8 protein-coding genes are annotated in these 12,775 nt (G+C 70.5%); 1 reads left to right on the top strand and 7 read right to left on the bottom strand.

What is annotated here, in order from left to right; genetic code table 11:
- Positions 1 to 37: 37 nt before the first annotated feature.
- The 6 genes from trxB to ACZ7N4_RS15230 all read right to left on the bottom strand — a co-directional run bounded on the left by trxB (position 38) and on the right by ACZ7N4_RS15230 (position 9,629).
- On the bottom strand, positions 38 to 1,006 hold the full coding sequence (gene trxB / locus ACZ7N4_RS15255) for a thioredoxin-disulfide reductase (RefSeq protein ID WP_471358350.1): 969 nt from the start codon (positions 1,004 to 1,006) through the stop codon (positions 38 to 40).
- A gap of 157 nt (positions 1,007 to 1,163) precedes the next feature.
- Positions 1,164 to 2,114: an anti-sigma factor family protein gene (locus ACZ7N4_RS15250; RefSeq protein ID WP_471358348.1), complete on the bottom strand. Its 951-nt coding sequence runs from the start codon at positions 2,112 to 2,114 to the stop codon at positions 1,164 to 1,166.
- A complete protein-coding gene (sigM, locus tag ACZ7N4_RS15245; protein WP_471358795.1) occupies positions 2,111 to 2,878 on the bottom strand; it encodes an RNA polymerase sigma factor SigM in 768 nt (255 codons plus the stop codon). The genes ACZ7N4_RS15250 and sigM overlap by 4 nt, the downstream gene beginning before the upstream one ends.
- Before the next feature lie 129 nt (positions 2,879 to 3,007).
- Positions 3,008 to 4,705: a protein kinase family protein gene (locus tag ACZ7N4_RS15240; protein WP_471358345.1), complete on the bottom strand. Its 1,698-nt coding sequence runs from the start codon at positions 4,703 to 4,705 to the stop codon at positions 3,008 to 3,010.
- Positions 4,706 to 4,823: 118 nt separating this feature from the next.
- Entirely contained in the window at positions 4,824 to 7,202 is a 2,379-nt protein-coding gene (murJ, locus tag ACZ7N4_RS15235) for a murein biosynthesis integral membrane protein MurJ (RefSeq protein WP_471358344.1), read from the bottom strand.
- 45 nt (positions 7,203 to 7,247) lie between these two features.
- The gene (locus ACZ7N4_RS15230; RefSeq protein WP_471358342.1) at positions 7,248 to 9,629 is read right to left on the bottom strand and encodes a DUF6049 family protein; all 2,382 of its coding nucleotides are present in this window, start codon (positions 9,627 to 9,629) and stop codon (positions 7,248 to 7,250) included.
- A gap of 258 nt (positions 9,630 to 9,887) precedes the next feature.
- Here ACZ7N4_RS15230 and ACZ7N4_RS15225 point away from each other — a divergent pair, with 258 nt between their 5' ends.
- Positions 9,888 to 11,330, top strand: coding sequence for a CCA tRNA nucleotidyltransferase (locus ACZ7N4_RS15225; RefSeq protein ID WP_471358340.1), 1,443 nt, complete (start codon positions 9,888 to 9,890; stop codon positions 11,328 to 11,330).
- Positions 11,331 to 11,427: 97 nt separating this feature from the next.
- On the opposite strand, the gene ACZ7N4_RS15220 is transcribed toward ACZ7N4_RS15225, so the two are convergent.
- Complete coding sequence (locus tag ACZ7N4_RS15220) at positions 11,428 to 12,690, bottom strand: MFS transporter (RefSeq protein ID WP_471358338.1); 1,263 nt, start codon at positions 12,688 to 12,690, stop codon at positions 11,428 to 11,430.
- Positions 12,691 to 12,775: the final 85 nt, after the last annotated feature.

Raw genomic sequence — 12,775 nt, 5'->3', positions numbered from 1 at the left:
CCTTGGTCGTGCGGTGGGGCGGAGGGGAAGCAGAAGGTCAGACGGCGGTCTTCTCGGGTTCCGCCTGGTCCTCGTCCGCGAGGGCGGCGAGGAAGCGCTCGGCGTCCAGAGCGGCGGAGCAGCCGGTACCGGCCGCCGTGATCGCCTGACGGTAGGTGTGGTCGACCACGTCACCGGCGGCGAAGACACCGGTCACGTTCGTGCGGGTGGACGGGGAGTCCACCTTCAGGTAGCCCTCCTCGTCCAGGTCCAGCTGGCCCTTGAACAGCTCGGTGCGCGGGTCGTGGCCGATCGCGATGAACAGACCCGTCACGGGCAGCTCGGACAGCTCGCCGGTCTTGAGGTTGCGCAGCTTCAGGCCGGAGAGCTTCTGGTCGCCCTGTACCTCGGCGACCTCGCTGTCCCAGATGAACTTGATCTTCGGGTCGGCGAAGGCGCGCTCCTGCATCGCCTTGGAGGCGCGCAGGGTGTCCCGGCGGTGGACGATGGTCACGGACTTGGCGAACCGCGAGAGGAAGGTGGCCTCCTCCATCGCGGTGTCGCCCCCGCCGATCACGGCGATGTCGTGCCCCTTGAAGAAGAACCCGTCACAGGTGGCGCACCAGGAGACGCCACGGCCGGAGAGCGCGTCCTCGTTGGGCAGGCCCAGCTTGCGGTGCTGGGAGCCGGTGGTGACGATGACGGCCTTCGCCCGGTGGACCGTGCCCGCGGTGTCGGTGACGGTCTTGATCTCACCGGTCAGGTCGACGGAGACGATGTCGTCCGGAACCAGCTCGGCGCCGAAGCGTTCGGCCTGCGCGCGCATGTTGTCCATGAGATCGGGGCCCATGATGCCGTCGCGGAAGCCCGGGAAGTTCTCGACCTCGGTGGTGTTCATCAGCGCACCACCCGCGGTGACGGCGCCTTCGAACACCAGGGGCTTCAGCGACGCACGGGCGGTGTAGAGCGCCGCCGTGTAGCCTGCGGGCCCGGAGCCGATGATGATCACGTTACGGACGTCGCTCACGGCTTGATTCCTCGTCTCTGGTCTGCGTCAGTCGACCGGTGGAAGGCCCTTTCGGGACTCTCACCCCACCCAACGGATCCTACGGGGCGCGCATTCCCGGTGTGTCCGGGCACACGCATACCCAGGGGCGACCGACCGAAGAAGTGTTCCAGCGGACTCAGGGACGTGCGACGGACTGCTTCAGCAGGACCCTGCCGGCGGAGGCGTTCTCCTGGCGCACACAGGCCGTGTCGACCACATAGGCGGTGACCCGCTTGCTGTCCTGGGCGTCGGCCACCACAACGAGGTAGGCGGCCTCGCCCCCGTACGTTCCCGTCTTGGCGCCCAGGACGTCAGCGCTCTGGTGGAGCGCCTGCCGGACGCAGTCGGGGACGGGGACCGCGGTCTGGATCAACGTGTTCGGAGCCTCGGTCGAGGGCGTCTCCGATCCGCCGTCGGGGTTGAGGCGGGGCTTCTCGCTGCCCCGCTGCAACTTCTTCTGGGTGGCGAGAAGGGCCTGCGCCTGGTGCTGCACGCTGTCGCCGGAGAAGGTCTCGGCGGAGGGGGTGGGAGTCCCGTGGGCCGTTGTGTGGTCGCCGTTGTCGCTCAGCGAGGTCAGAACCAGGCTTCCGGCGCCCAGCACCGCCGCCGTGAGAACGGCGCCCAGGACGAACCGGCCACGCCGCCGCCCCCGCTTGGTGTCCTTGCGCCCGGGCCCGGTCGCCGCGCGCGGACGGCCGGCCGGGCGGTCGGCGGCGGAGTCGGTGGGGTGCTCAGTGGCGCGCTCGGTAGCGCGCTCAATGGCGTGCCCAGCGGAGCGCTCAGTCTGGGGCGATGTTTCACGTGAAACAGGGCCTGCGGTGTCCTCGTCGGCGAACACCTGCGACGCTTCAGCGGCGAGCGCGGCGCCGATGCGCGTCGCCACGTCGGCCGGCATCGCTTCCGGCTCCGGCACGGAGGCCAGCAGGTCGCGGATCTCCTCCAGTGAGGCATGCACGTCCGCGCACGACTCGCACGCGTCCAGATGACGCTGTATGTCCGTGCTGCGCTCCGGCGCCAGCAGGCCCTCGGTGAGGTCGGAGATCTCCGCGACGTCCGGGTGCCCGGCCGTGTCTGTCGTGGAAGTCACGCTCGCCCACCTCCGCCCTTCACTACGGTTGAATCGCTCGGTCCCGCTTCTTCGGGGCACCCGCTGGGTGGCCCCGTTGCCGGTGGGACGGACGACCCCTGTCCGCGGTTCCGCCCCGGGCCGGTTTCTTTCCCGGTCCCCGCCCCGTCCGATCGCGGTTTCGCAGCGCCTTCGGGTCGTAGATGCGTGACCAGGGGGAGCAGCCTGGCCCGGCCCCGGGCGCACCGGCTCTTCACCGTCCCCGTCGGCACGTCCAGGATCCGCGCGGCCTCCGCCACGGGATAACCCTGCATGTCGACCAGGACCAGAGCGGCTCGCTGCTCCGGTGGGAGCGTGCCGAGAGCTTTGAGGAGCTGGCGGTGCACGTCCTTCCGTTCGGCCGGCTCCGAGGCGGACTCGTACGGCTCCAGGAGCTGTTCCAGCCGCTCGGTGTCGTCGACCGGAGTCGTCTTCCGGGAGGCCGCCTTCCGTGCCCGGTCCAGGCAGGCGTTCACCGTGATCCGGTGCAGCCAGGTCGTGACAGCCGACTGCCCCCGGAAGGTGTGGGCGGCTCGGAAGGCCGAGACCAGGGCGTCCTGGACCGCGTCAGCGGCCTCCTCCCGGTCTCCCAGCGTCCGCAGGGCGACCGCCCAGAGCCGGTCCCGGTGCCGCCTCACGATCTCGCCGAAGGCTTCCGGGTCACCTTGCACGTGGCGGGCGAGCAGGTCCGCGTCCGTCACCTCGGTGTCGATGTGATCACCTCTCGCGCCCGGCCCTTCCCGCAACGGCAACAGTTTTTGCCGTCTCATGAGGGCAGTCAAGGGCCTCTGATTCAGCCCCTGGTCATGTGACCCCTGATGAAAAGGGTGGGTTCCTTCTCCGGCCCGGAGAAGGAACCCACCCTTTTTCGTGTCTCAGCTGGTCACCTTGATGTCCGCCACCCGGCCCCGCCACTGGCCCGCGTTGTCCGCCGGCAGCTTGGTCAGCCAGACGAGGAGGTACTGGCTCTTGAGAGTCTTGCCGGGACGGAGCACCACGGTGGTGCCGGAGCCGTCGGCGACCTTGCTGTAGGCCTCGAACGACGTCGGCTCCGCTCCCGCGTCGGCACCCGCGGCCCGTAGTTCGACCGAGGTCTGACCCACGAAGGTGACCGTGACCTTGCCGACCTGCTGCACCTTGCCGAGGTCGAGGATGATCCCGACACCCGACTTCAGGTTGCCGAACTGCGGACTCAGGTAGAAGTCCGTCTGCCAGTAGGTGGCCGTGCTGTTGTCGTACGCCTTTCCTATGTCGCCCGGCTTTTCCGAACCGTCCTGGCCGAACGGGTCGAAGTCGCGGGCGCCCTGGATGGCGATCGGCTCATCGGACACCGGCTTCTTCTTGTTCTTGTCGCCGCTGTCCGTCGTCTGGCTCTTGTGGGTGTCGTCCGACGCGTCGCTGCGGTTCATCAGAGCGTCCGCCAGCTGCCAGCTGCCCAGTCCGAGGGCGGCGATGAGCAGGGCCGACACCGCCCACTTCAGGGCCCTGCCGGTACGGCTCTGCAGCGGGGGCGGCGGGGCCGCGATCGGCTGGGTGGCACCGGCGTGCGGCGCGGAGCGGCCGTAGGAGCCCTGCTGGTAGGTCGTGCGCTGGTACTCCGGCGGAGCTGTGAACGCCGGCTCGGGCGGGCGGATGCGCGGCATCTCACCGATCGCCTTCACCAGCTCCTCCGGCGTGGTGCACGGTGCCTCGTGCCGGGACGCCGTGGCCCCGTCGTTGACGAGGGCCCGCATGGCGAGTTCGGACAGGCCGCGGTGCACACCGGCCCGCACCTGGTCCGGCGCGATGAGCCCGATGTCCTTGGGCAGGCCGGACAGGCCGTAGGCGTCGTTCTCGTACGGCCAGCGCTGGGTCAGCGCCGCGTACAGCAGGGCGCCGATCGCCTCGGTGTCGGTGCGCTGCGGGGTGTCGGAGCCGACGCCCCGCAGCGCCGCGTTCACGGCGAGTCCGCGGATGCGCCACTGACCGGTGGAGGCGCGCAGCACGGCGTTCGGATTCAGCCGCAGATGGGCGAGGCCCTCGCGGTGTGCGGCGGCCATGGCCGAGGCGACCTGGCTGACCATCTGGTAGGCGTCGTGCGGCTCCAGCGGGCCGCCGGCCAGGAGCGTGGACAGCTCGGTGGCGTCGGGCAGCCACTCGTGGACGACGTAGACGAGGTCGTTCTCCTCGACGGCGTCGAGGACCTGGACGAAGCGCGGGTCACCGAGCAGGGCGGAGGACCGGGCGGCGGCGAGGACGGACCGGGCCCGGGCGTGGTCCGCGGGCAGTACGTGGACGCCGACGGCACGACGGAGTTTCTCGTCGACCGCACGCCAACTGCTGAATCCGTCCAGACGGGTGACGCACTCCTCCAGCCGGTAGCGTCTGGCGAGCTTGTGGCCGCTGTGCAGCTCCGGAGGAGACGCCTTCCGACCGGGACCCTCGGTTCCACCGCCCTGTGCCTCGTCGCTGTCCGTGTCCCGCTCCGGGTTCTTGGCCACCCCGTCGGCCGTGGACTGGTCCGCCTTGGCGGTCAGCGGTGGCTCACCGCTGTTGTCTGCCACGTCGACGGCAGCCGTGCTCCGTTCCGCCACCGTCGTCCCTGCCTCCCCATCCGTTGCACGCTGTCCGACGCCGAAACCAATTGTGCCCACAGTCCGCCGCTATGCACGACACACGGCGGCGGACGATGGTTGTGCGCGTACCCCCGCCTCAACGCCCCAGACGCCCGCGCACCATGCCGACGAGCGAGTTGAGCTCCTCGATCCGCATCCGCCGGGCGGCGACGAAGAAGACGCCGAACAAGACGGCACCGCCGGCGAGCAGCGCCGCGAAGGAGCCGATGACGCCCTGGCCGAGGGTGTGCCCGATGCCGTAGCAGGCGGCGCCGCTGAGCAGGGCCGCCGGGACCGAGGCGATGCCCAGGCGCGCGTACGTGCGCAGCACCCGGGAGCCGTCCAGGTCCCCGCCCAGCCGCACGCGAAGCCGGCGCCAGGCCACGCCCACACCGATGGCGTAGGCGAGGCCGTAGGCGGCGGCCATACCGGCGACCGCCCAGCGCGGAGGCAGCAGGAAGTAGCAGAGCAGCGCGGCGCCGGCGTTGACCGCGGCCACGATGACCGTGTTGTAGAAGGGGGTGCGGGTGTCTTCGTACGCGTAGAAGGCGCGGAGGACGACGTACTGCACGGAGTAGGGGATCAGGCCGAGGCCGAAGGCCATCAGCATGTAGCCCATGTTGGTGGCCGGGCCGATGCCGGCTGAGCCGAAGATCAGCGTGCACATCGGGATGCCCAGCGACAGGAACCCGAAGGCGATCGGCACGATCGCGACCGCCGTGGTGCGCAGACCCTGGGAGATGTCGTCGCGGACGGCGCCCGCGTCGCCCTCGGCGGCCGAGCGCGAGATGCGCGGCAGCAGGGCGGCCATCAGGGACACCGTGATGATGGCCTGCGGCAGGCCCCAGATCAGCTGGGCGTTGGCGTAGGCGGCGAAGCCGGTGCCCTTGACGCCGGAGTCGTCGCCGGCGGCGGTGGACAGCTGGGTGACGAAGAGAGCACCCACCTGGTTGGCGAGGACGAACAGGATCGTCCACTTGGCGAGCATCGCGGCCTTGCCCAGGCCGTGGCCCCTCCAGTCGAACCGCGGCCGGATGCGGAATCCGGTCTCGCGCAGGTAGGGGATCATCGCCAGCGCCTGGACGACCAGGCCGAGCAGCACACCGACACCGAGCAGGCGCTGGCCCTCCGGCGGGATGCTCTTGACGGTCAGATGAGAGTTGGCGGCGGTCCCGTACACCCAGATGAACGCGCCGAGCGAGACGATGATGACGATGTTGTTCAGGACCGGCGTCCACATCATCGCGCCGAACTTGCCGCGCGCGTTGAGGATCTGGCCCATCACCACATGGATGCCCATGAAGAAGATCGAGGGCAGGAAGTAGCGGGTGAAGGTCACCGCGACGTCGTTGGCGGCCGGGTTGTCGGCGATGGTGGGCGACAGCGCCCGTACCAGCAGCGGTGCCGCGAACATCGCGAGCGCGGTCAGCGCAGCCAGGGCCACCATCACCAGGGTCAGCAGCCGGTTGGCGAAGGCCTCGCCGCCGTCCTCGTCCTCCTTCATGGAGCGCACCAGCTGCGGCACGAACACGGAGTTCAGACCGCCGCCGACGGTGAGGATGTAGATCATCGTCGGCAACTGGTAGGCCACCTGGAAGGAGTCGGCGAGGAAGCCGAGACCCAGCGCGGCGGCGATCAGCGCGGAGCGGACGAAACCGGTGAGGCGGGAGACCATCGTGCCCGCCGCCATGACCGCACTGGACTTCAGCAGCCCGGCGGCCCGCCCGCCCTTCTTGGCGGGTGCCGCGGAAGCGGCCTCGGCCGTGACGGCCTCCGGCTCGACGGCACCGGAGAGACCGCCGGGATCCGGGGCGGTGGCCGGGGCGGGCACCGGGGACTGCGACGGGTACGCGGCGGCGGAAGGACCGGCCGGGTAGCCGACGCCGGCGTAGGGGTGGCCCTGCTGCGGGCTCCGGTCGTGCGGCGCCTGGTACTGGCCGGCGGGGCCGTGGCCGCCGCCCGGCGCCACGGCCGGGCCCGGGACTCCCGGCGGGTCCGCGGGTGGGTGCCCGCCGCCCTGCTGCTGGTCCTTGAAGAGATGCGCGAAGGCGTCCGGCTCGTGGTACTCCTCGCCGGAGTGCGTGACGAGGTCGTCCACGCCGACGAACTGGGTCGTGCGCGGATCCTCGCCGTACGGCAGGTACTGGGTCGCACCCCCCGGCTCCGGCGCCGGGGTCTGCGCCCACACGTTCGGGTCGGGCGCGTAGGGCGACTGGGCGGGCGGGGCGTACAGCGGCTGCTGCTGGTCGTACGGGCCCGGCGGTGGCGGCGGGTGCGCGGCGCGGTCGTACAGCGCCTCGGCGACCGGGTCCTGGGCGGCCAGGTCGTGCGCCCGGAACGGGTCCTGCTCGTAGGCGTCCTGGAGATACATGTCCGCCGCGTGCTGCGGCGGCACCTGGCCGGACTCGGGCGGCGGCTCGGGGTGGCCCGAGCCGGCCGCGCCCTGGCCGCGGTCACCGTCGTACGGCGCGTTCATGCTTACCCCACCTCATCGTCCCGGGCCCACCGGCCACGACATCGCTCAACGGTCCACTCTCTCACCCGTCCCGGACGGGTCGGCGCTTTCCGGTGCGGTGTCCGGCGCAGGGTCACTCGGCTGCTCCGGGTCGTCTGCCCCGGGGGCGGAGTCGGTTTCCTTCGTGAGACGGTCCCCGGGCGCTCCGGGGTTCCCGGGATTCCCGGGATCGTCCGGGCCCTCCCCCGCGGCGTCGGGTCCGTCGCCCTCGGCCTGCCGGGCGGCGGCGCGCTTGCGCTGGGTGTACATCCTGAAGCCGGCGAGCACAAGGAGCAGCACACCGCCGCCGATGACCAGCATCACGGTGGGCGTGACCTCGGTGACCTTCACGTCGAAGCTGACGGGGTCGCCGTACTCCAGGCCGTCCTCGGTGTACAGCTGGGCGATCACCGTCACCCGGCCGTTGGCGTTGGCGGAGGTGGTGAACTTCACCGACTGGCTGTGCCCACCGGAGACCTCCACGCGCTGCTCCGAGTAGGCCTTGCCGCCGATCTTCAGACGGGTCGGCATGGTGGAGGTGAGGCGGAGGACCAGGTGGCCGACAGGCTGGACGAGATTGTTCTGGACGGTCACCGGGATGGTGGCACTGCGGCCGGAGAGCTTGGTCTCCGACTTCTGGATCAGCTTCACCTGGTCGGCCAGCTCGTCGAGCCAGGCCTCCACGCCGTCGCCGTAGCCGTCCGCCGCACCGCTCCGGCCGCGCCACGAGGTGGACATCTCGCGGTTTATGGCCAGTCCGAACGGGGTGACCACGCGGGACTGGTTGGAGAGGATCACCTGGAACTTGTCGAGCTTGTCCTGGGTGCGGGCAAGCTGCTCGAAGGCCGTCCTCGGCAGCTCCTGCCGACGCAGCGATTTCGGATAGGCGGACCTCGACGGGATGCGCGTGGTGGCGCCCGGGTCGGGCTTGTCCTTGGCCGCCGCGGTGAGGTCCTGGGGCTGGGACCAGGTGCCGCCCTGGAGCGCCTTCAGCGCCGTCGCCATCGCCTGCGCCTGGCTCGCGCTGGGCATGCGCTGCGGGGCGACGACGATACTGCGCTGCTTGTCCGTCTGCGCGTTCAGCTCCAGGCTCTGGGCCAGGAACCGCTGGACGGCGAGGGTGGCCGAGCCCGCCTTCGACAGGTCGTCCTCGAAGGCCGTGGACAGCCGGGCGTCGGCGACCACCGCCGTGGTGCCCCCGCCGACCGGGCGGGGAGCGGAGGGCGTGTACGACAGCCCCGCGGTCTCCTGGAGGCTGTCACTGCGGACGATCACCCGGTCGGCTCCTGCGGAGGTCGCGACCTTCATGATCGACGGGTCCACCGCGCCGTTCACCGGCCAGGCGAAGTCGGTGCTCGGGGTGACGTGCAGCACCGTCTTGACGGTGGTCGCGGCGATGTCGGTGGCGTCCTTGAGGTGGCTGAGCGAGCCGGTGACGCTGGTGCCGTTGTGCGCCAGGGAGGCCAGGTCCGGGTCGGCGAACGGCAGCGCGACGACCTCCTTGCCTGCCACCGCCTTCTGCAGGCCGGCCAGCCACTGCTTGGCGACCGTCTGGTCCTCCCGTGAGCTGGGAGTGCTGGTGCCGTCGGCGCCCTGGATGCGGTAGTTGCCCGCGGCCATCGCGTCGACCGAGGCCAGGAGGTCCGGGTCGATCACCCAGGTGACGTCGAGGTCCTTGCCCAGGTTCACCATCTGGGCCAGCCGGCCACCGGGGGCCAGCTCCTTGGCGAGATCGTCGTCAAGGAACTCCGGCGTCTGCGGTTCGCCCGCGCCCGTCTTGGCCGTCATGTGGACCGTGGAGATCAGTGGCCATAGGAACGTGGTCTTCGTCTTGGTGTCGGCCTCCGACGACTGCCACGGCAGGAACGTCCGCTGGATGCCGAGCACCTGGTCCCAGCCTTGGGAGGAGGTCTCGCCGGAAAGGGTGACCCCCAGCTCGTAGACCCCGTCCTCGCCGAGGTCGAGCTTGTCCACGGGGACGGAGACGTTGAAGTGCTGGGAGACGCCCGGGGCCAGCGTGTCGAACTTGTCCTCGTACTTGTCGTCGACCTCGGATCCGGTACTGCCCTGCAGTTCGTCCGAGTGCCGGGCGACGGAATCGATCTCCGAGCGGGTGGTCAGCTGGGAGCCCACGCGGAGGCCCACATGGGCGGCGGTGACGGCCTGCTTGCCGTGGTTGGTCACCGTGCCGGACACGGTCAGCGTGTCGCCGTCCGTGGGGGCGCTGGGGCTGAGGGTATCCAGAGAGACCGACACGGTGTCGGAGGACGCGGCCTGCGCGGGCCCGGCGGCGGGCAGCTGAAGCAGACCGGCCAGCAGTGGTGCCCCGGTGAGCAGTGCTCCGGCGCGCCGCAGCCACCGGCGGGCAGGTGAGGCACTGGTCCCCTGGAAGTCAGCCGCCTCGGCCACGCGCTCGCCCGTCCCTCGTCGTCGTCAGTGGTCGTCGGAATGTGCGTCCACGCATGGTAACGATGCGCGCTGAACGGAAGTGCCGCGGTGTCCTCCGCAAGATCGAAGAACAGCCGCGGCCCGTCCCCTATATCCAGTATCGAGGGGAGAGCGGCCGTACGCCGCAAGAGCAGTGCTTGCGGAGGGTATGCCGGGAGGTGTCCGCACCGCCTTAATGGGGGCGCCCCTGGTCGCGCGGGGCACGTACCCTCTTCTGTTGTGCCGAACGCCAACGAAGACACTCCCTCTGCCCTGAGCCAGGCGCAGCAGCGCGCGGTTGCCGAGCTGCTGCGGGTGGCCCCTGTCGCCGACGATCTCGCCCGCCGATTCCAGGAGGCCGGGTTCTCGCTCGCCCTCGTCGGCGGATCTGTCCGCGACGCGCTGCTCGGCCGGCTCGGCAACGACCTGGACTTCACCACGGACGCCCGACCCGAGGACGTACTGAAGATCGTCCGGCCGTGGGCGGACGCCGTCTGGGAGGTGGGAATCGCCTTCGGCACGGTCGGCGCGCACAAGGGCGGCTACCAGATCGAGATCACCACCTACCGGTCGGAGGCCTACGACCGCACCTCGCGCAAGCCGGAGGTGTCGTACGGCGACTCCATCGAGGAGGACCTGGTCCGCCGCGACTTCACGGTCAACGCCATGGCGGTGGCGCTTCCGGAGAAGGAGTTCATCGATCCGCACGGTGGTCTGGAGGATCTCGCGGCGCGCGTGCTGCGGACGCCCGGCACGCCCGAGGAGTCGTTCTCGGACGACCCCCTGCGCATGATGCGGGCCGCCCGCTTCGCCGCCCAGCTGGACTTCGCGGTCGCCCCCGAGGTCGTCACCGCCATGACGGAGATGGCCGGGCGTCTCGAGATCGTGTCGGCGGAACGGGTCCGGGACGAGCTGAACAAGCTCGTCCTGTCCGCACACCCGCGCAAGGGGCTGACGCTGCTCGTCGACACCGGGCTCGCCGGGCATGTGCTGCCCGAACTGCCGGCGCTGCGTCTGGAGCGGGACGAGCACCACCGGCACAAGGACGTGTACGAGCACACGCTGATCGTCCTGGAGCAGGCGATCGCGCTGGAGCAGGACGGCCCGGACCTCACACTTCGCCTGGCCGCGCTCCTGCACGACATCGGCAAGCCGCGCACCCGCCGCTTCGAGAAGGACGGCCGGGTCTCCTTCCACCACCATGAGGTGGTCGGCGCCAAGATGACCAAGAAGCGCATGACCGCCCTGAAGTACTCCAACGAACTGGTGAAGGACGTCTCACGGCTGGTCGAACTTCATCTGCGATTCCATGGCTATGGCACCGGAGAGTGGACGGACTCGGCGGTCCGCCGGTACGTCCGTGACGCGGGGCCGCTGCTGGACCGCCTGCACAAGTTGACCCGTTCCGACTGCACCACGCGCAACAAGCGGAAGGCGGTGACGCTGTCCCGGGCCTACGACGGCCTGGAGGAGCGCATCGCCCAGTTGCAGGAGCAGGAGGAGCTGGACGCGATCCGTCCCGACCTGGACGGCAACCAGATCATGGAGGTGCTGGGGATCGGTCCCGGCCCGGCCGTCGGTAAGGCGTACAAGCACATGCTGGAGCTGCGCCTGGAGAACGGCCCGATGGAGCGCGATGCTGCGGTGACGGCGCTCAAGGAGTGGTGGGCCGCACAGGGCTGAGGAGGAGCCGGACGATGTTTCACGTGAAACAGCCGTCCGGAACCGACGGCACCGAGGGGCCGATGTTTCACGTGAAACATCGGCCCCTCGTTCTGTCCTACCGGCGCTCGGAACGGGCCAGCGCGGTGGCGACCACTCCATAGAGGACGGCGACCAGAAGCACCAGTGCCGGCGAGCGGCCGTCCGGCGGCAGCATCAGAGCCGCCGCCCCCGCCGCGCCGACGAAGGCGACGTTGAAGAGCACGTCGTACACGGAGAAGACGCGACCACGGAAACCGTCCTCGACGCAGGCCTGTACGACCGTGTCCGTGGCGATCTTGGCGCCCTGGGTGATCAGGCCCAGAACGAAGGCCGCAGCCATGAGTGGCGCGGTGGTGAACGGGAGACCCAGGGCCGGTTCCAGCACCATGGCCGTCCCGGAGCACACCACGATCCAGCGGCCGGGGCCGAGCCGGCCCGCCATCCAGGGCGTCACCACCGCCGCCGCGAAGAATCCCGCACCGGACAGCACCAGTGCCAGCCCGAGCAGTCGCAGTCCTTCTTCGGGGCTGTCGGTGAGGGCGTAGCGACAGAGCATGAGCAACAGGACGAGGAGTGCGCCGTAGCAGAAGCGCATCAGCGTCATGGCGGCCAGGGCCCGGGCCGCTCTCCTGCGCCGGGGTGCTGTCAGGTGCCGGACGGCTGCCAGCAGCTCCCGTGCCGTCTCGGTGAGCGCCGCGGCCAGACGAGGGCGTGTCGGGTGCCGGTCGGGGCCGAGGAGGGCGGGTGCCAGGCGCAGGGACGCGAGGCCCGCGCACAGATAGAGGAAGGAACCGAAGAGGACGACGGCCGCGTCGGAGCCCGAGGACAGGATCCGTACGGCGAAGGCGAGGCCTCCGCCCGCGGTCGCCGCCAGGGTGCCGGCGGTCGGGGAGAGCGAGTTGGCCAGCACCAGACGCCGGACGTCGACGACCCGGGGCAGGGCGGCGGAGAGCCCGGCGAGAATGAAGCGGTTCACGGCGGTCACGCACAGCGCCGAGGCGTAGAAGAGCCAGTCGGCGGCATTGCCGAGCATCAGTACCGCGGTGGCCGCGGCCAGCAGGGCGCGCAGCAGATTGCCGTACACGAAGACCTGGCGGCGGCGCCAGCGGTCCAGCAGAACACCGGCGAAGGGGCCGACCAGCGAGTAGGGGAGCAACAGGACCGCCATCGCCGAGGCGATCGCCGTGGCCGAGGTCTGCTTCTCCGGGGAGAAGACGACGTACGCGGCGAGTGCGACCTGGTACACGCCGTCGGCGCCCTGGGACAGCAGACGGACGGACAGCAGGCGCCGGAAGTTCCGCAGGCGCAGCAGGACGCGCAGGTCACGGACGACAGGCATGGATCACACCCTCACACATGCGGAAGGTCCCCGGGTCAGGGACCCGGGGACCTTCACAGCCCTGGCAGGAGCGTTCTCGTGCGAG

Source organism: Streptomyces sp. NPDC107654 (genome assembly GCF_055639035.1).
This window is presented reverse-complemented; position numbering and strand designations above follow the sequence as displayed.

Excerpts from the sequence above, each read along its gene's own strand:
- murJ (WP_471358344.1), bottom strand. The coding sequence starts at position 7,202 with ATGAACGCGCCGTACGACGGTGACCGCGGCCAGGGCGCGGCCGGCTCG.
- ACZ7N4_RS15220 (WP_471358338.1), bottom strand. The coding sequence starts at position 12,690 with ATGCCTGTCGTCCGTGACCTGCGCGTCCTGCTGCGCCTGCGGAACTTC.